The sequence below is a fragment of the Microbacterium sp. genome (assembly GCF_035277845.1).
Lineage (GTDB): Bacteria > Actinomycetota > Actinomycetes > Actinomycetales > Microbacteriaceae > Microbacterium.
Window position 1 is genome coordinate 1 of the sequence record NZ_DATEJS010000088.1, and the last position, 3,623, is coordinate 3,623.

At 74.9% G+C, this 3,623-nt stretch carries 4 protein-coding genes; 1 reads left to right on the forward strand and 3 read right to left on the reverse strand.

The window, feature by feature from the left end:
- Nucleotides 1–1,071, forward strand: a 1,071-nt coding sequence (locus VJR25_RS03795) for a hypothetical protein (protein WP_324112679.1), incomplete at its 5' end; no start/stop codon positions are given.
- 9 nt (nucleotides 1,072–1,080) lie between these two features.
- On the opposite strand, the gene VJR25_RS03800 is transcribed toward VJR25_RS03795, so the two are convergent.
- From VJR25_RS03800 to VJR25_RS03810, 3 genes are all read right to left on the reverse strand, one after another.
- Nucleotides 1,081–2,451 carry an RsmB/NOP family class I SAM-dependent RNA methyltransferase gene (locus VJR25_RS03800; protein ID WP_324112681.1) on the reverse strand — a complete coding sequence of 457 codons (1,371 nt, stop codon included), beginning with the start codon at nucleotides 2,449–2,451 and terminating at the stop codon, nucleotides 1,081–1,083.
- On the reverse strand, nucleotides 2,448–3,371 hold the full coding sequence (fmt, locus tag VJR25_RS03805) for a methionyl-tRNA formyltransferase (protein ID WP_324112683.1): 924 nt from the start codon (nucleotides 3,369–3,371) through the stop codon (nucleotides 2,448–2,450). Before fmt ends, VJR25_RS03800 begins: the two co-directional genes overlap by 4 nt.
- A 44-nt stretch (nucleotides 3,372–3,415) precedes the next feature.
- The coding region (locus VJR25_RS03810; protein WP_324112685.1) for a hypothetical protein at nucleotides 3,416–3,623 on the reverse strand (208 nt) is incomplete at its 5' end.

The window sequence follows — 3,623 nt, forward strand, 5'->3', positions numbered from 1 at the left end:
ACCGACCCCGGCCCTGCCGGCCCCGCCGGGCCGCTGCGGCTGCGCACCCGGCGGCCGAGCCGCGGGGCGATGGTCGCGTTCATCGTCGGGGCGGTCGTCGTGGTCGTGGTGATCGTCGTCGGGATCCTCTCCGCGGTGGGCGCTGCGAGCACCGCCCGGGAACAGCCGCGCAGGGACGCCGCCGCCGCGGTGCGGGGCTATCTCACCGCAGTCGAGCAGGGGCACGCGGCCACGGCGCTGCGGTACCTGTCCGGGACGGCGAAGCTCGACCGGGCGCTGCTCACCGACGCGGCGCTCGCCGCTTCGACGAAGGCGGCGCCGATGGGCGGCATCCACGTCGTCACGCCGACGACCGACGCGACCGCGTCCGGCACGCTGCGCGTCGAGGCTTCGTTCACTCTCGGCACGACTCCGGTGACGGCCCGGTTCGACCTGCACGCGGACACCGCCGGCACGTGGCTCATCACCGACGGCACAGGACAGGTGACCGTGCCCGCCCAGGGCTTCGGCGGCCTGGCGCTGCGCATCAACGGAGTCCCCGTTGCGGCGGGGGCGGCGCTGGCCGCATTCCCCGGCACGTACAGCCTCCGTACCTCGACGTCCGGCTTCACGGTCACCGGTACGACCGCCTTCACCGTGAAGGACTCGTCGTCGACCCTCAGCCTCTCATCCGCCCAGCCGCAGCTCACCGCGGCCGGGCTCCAGTCGTACCGGTTCGCGATCGACAAGGCGGTCAAGGGCTGCATCTCGGCGAAGACGCTCAAGGACGGGTGCGGCCTGACCCTGCCGTCGAAGCTCCCCGACGGCACGACTCTCGTCGACGGCACCGTGCAGCGGTCCCTGCCGACGTCGACGCTGGCGAAGCTCGGTGCGGTGAAGCCGATCGCATCCGCGAGCGACGGGGTGAAGCTCGTCGCCGACGGTCTCGGCACGGTCGACGTGACGGTGCGCTGCGTGAAGGGCGGCCAGAAGGGCACCTGCCAGATCGCGAACGGCAGCCCGACGTACTTGAACGGCCCCGCGGTCGACATGTCGCACCGGCCGCCGTCGGTCACGTGGCCCGCGCCGTAGCACGCGGCGTCAACGCCGCTGCAGGAGCGAGATGAACATCGCGTCCGTGCCGTGGCGGTGCGGCCACAACTGGGCGCGACCGCTGCCGTCGGCCGGGGTGGGCAGGTCCAGGGGTGCGCGGGTGAGGGACTGCAGCACCGCCCGGGCGTCCAGCTCCTCGACTGCTCCGTCCGCGGCCGCGACGACGTCGGCGACGACCGCCGACGTCTCGGCGAGGTGCGGCGAGCACGTCACGTAGCCGACGAGACCGCCGGGCCTCACGGCATCCAGCGCGGCCGTCAGCAGCTCGCGCTGCAGCGTCGCGAGCTCCGCGACGTCGGACGCCTGCTTGCGCCAGCGTGCCTCCGGGCGGCGACGCAGCGCTCCGAGCCCGGTGCAGGGCGCATCCACCAGGATGCGGTCGTACGTGTGCGGAGCGAGGGCGGCGCGATACCGGCCGTCTTCCTCGGACACCGGCACATCGAGCGGCACCGCGGCGAGCGCCTGACGCACGAGACCGGCCCGGGCCGGCACGGGCTCGTTGGCCTCGAGCCGGGCGCCGCGGGCGAGTGCTTCGGCGGCGAGAAGCGCGGACTTGCCGCCCGGGCCCGCGCACAGGTCGAGCCAGCGCTCCCCCGGCGCGACGGGGCGTGCCCGCGTGAGGGCGAGGGCGGCGAGCTGCGAGCCCTCGTCCTGCACGCGCAGGCGTCCCCCGGACCGCTCGGTGAGCGGCTGCGGGTCGCCGCTCGGAGCCCGGAACGCGATCGGCGAGTAGTCCGTGAGCTCGGCTCCCGCCGGAACCTCGGCGAGGCCGGGAAGCGCCGCCATGGTCACCCGCGGCGAGTCGTTGTCGGCCTGCAGCAGCCCGTCGAGCTCATCGGCGCGGCCCTCCGCGGCCAGCGCGCGCCGCAACGCGCGCAGCACCCACACCGGATGCGCCGCGCGCAGACCGAGACGCTCGTCGTCGGAGCGGGCGAGCTCGGTGATGCGCACCATCCACTCGTCCGCGGACGCACGGGAGACCCGCCGGAGCACGGCGTTCGCGAAGCCGACCGGCCCGCGCCCCTTCGCCGCGGAGGCGACGAGCTGCACGGTCTCATGGACGGCCGCGTGCGGGGCCACACGCGTCGCGAGCAGCTGATGCGTGCCGAGGCGGAGGGCGTCCAGAACGGCCGGGTCGATGCGGGCCGTCTCCCGGTCGGCTGCGGCGGCGATCACGGCATCGTACGTGCCGAGACGGCGCAGCGTGCCGTACGTGAGCTCCGTGGCGAGACCGGCGTCCGCGCCGCTCAGGCCGGCGCGCGCGATCGCCTTGGGCAGCAGCAGGTTGGCGTAGGCGTCCGACGCGGTCACGGCCCGGATCGTCTCGTAGGCGACGCGGCGTGCGGGGGCGACGGTCATGCGCCGGCCACCGGGTCGTCGATGCGCAGACCGCGCCACCAGTCCGCGGCGGCCATCGCCGCCTTGCCGGAGGGCTGCACGCGCGTCACGAGCACGGGCGTCGTGGCCGTGCCGATGAGGATGCCGCCGCGTGTCGCCGCGATGCGTCCTGCCGGAAGCGGGGGGACGTCGCCCGGTGCCGGCTCTGCAGCCAGCACCTTCACCGGCAGGCCGCCGACCGTGGTGTGCGCGCCCGGCTCGGGGGTGACGCCGCGGCACCGGTCGAGCACGCGCCCGGCGGGCTGCGTCCAGTCCAGCGCACCATCGGCGATCGTCAGCTTGGGGGCGAAGGTCGGCTCGCCGATCTGCGGCCGCGCCGTCGCGGTGCCGTTCGCGATGTCGTCGACCACGTCGGTGAGCAGGCCCGCACCCGATTCGGCCAGAGTCGTCAGCACATCGGCGGCGGTCGCGGCGGCCGGCACCTCGTAGCGCAGCTCGCCGTAGAGATCCCCGGCGTCGAGCGCGGGGACGAGCTGGAAGACGCTTGCGCCGGTGACCCGGTCGCCCGCGATCAGCGCGTGCTGGACGGGTGCGGCTCCCCGCCACGCGGGCAGCAGCGAGAAGTGCAGGTTGATCCAGCCGTGCCGGGGCGTGGACAGCAGCGGGGCGCGCACGATCCCCCCGTAGGCCACGATGACGCCCAGGTCGGGGGCGAGCGCGGCGACCTTGCCGGTCGCGTCCTCGTCGAGGCGGGCAGCGCGGATGACCGGGATCCCGAGCTCCTCGGCGGCGGCGGCGACCGGAGACGGCGTGAGCACGCGTTTGCGGCCGAGTGGGGCGTCCGGGCGGGTGATCACCGCGGCGATCTCGTGATCGGATGCCGCCAGCCGCCGCAGCGACGGCACTGCGGGCGCCGGTGTACCGGCGAAGACGAGGCGCATCGGACTCCTTGGGTCGGGGATCGGATCTCGGGCTGGGGCGGGCCTCACAGCTCGGGATCGGGGATGTCGAGTCGGACTCTGAGTGTATTGCCCGGGGTGCGCGGGCCGGTGCCCGCAGTCCGCGGACGGTTGCGCGTCTGCAGCGCCGCGCGGATGACGGAGGCGCGCAGCGAGTCCGCGACGGGACGGCCGTGCGGGTAGTCGAAGCGCACCAGGGCGCGGACGGCATCCTGATCGTCCTGTTGCGGGACC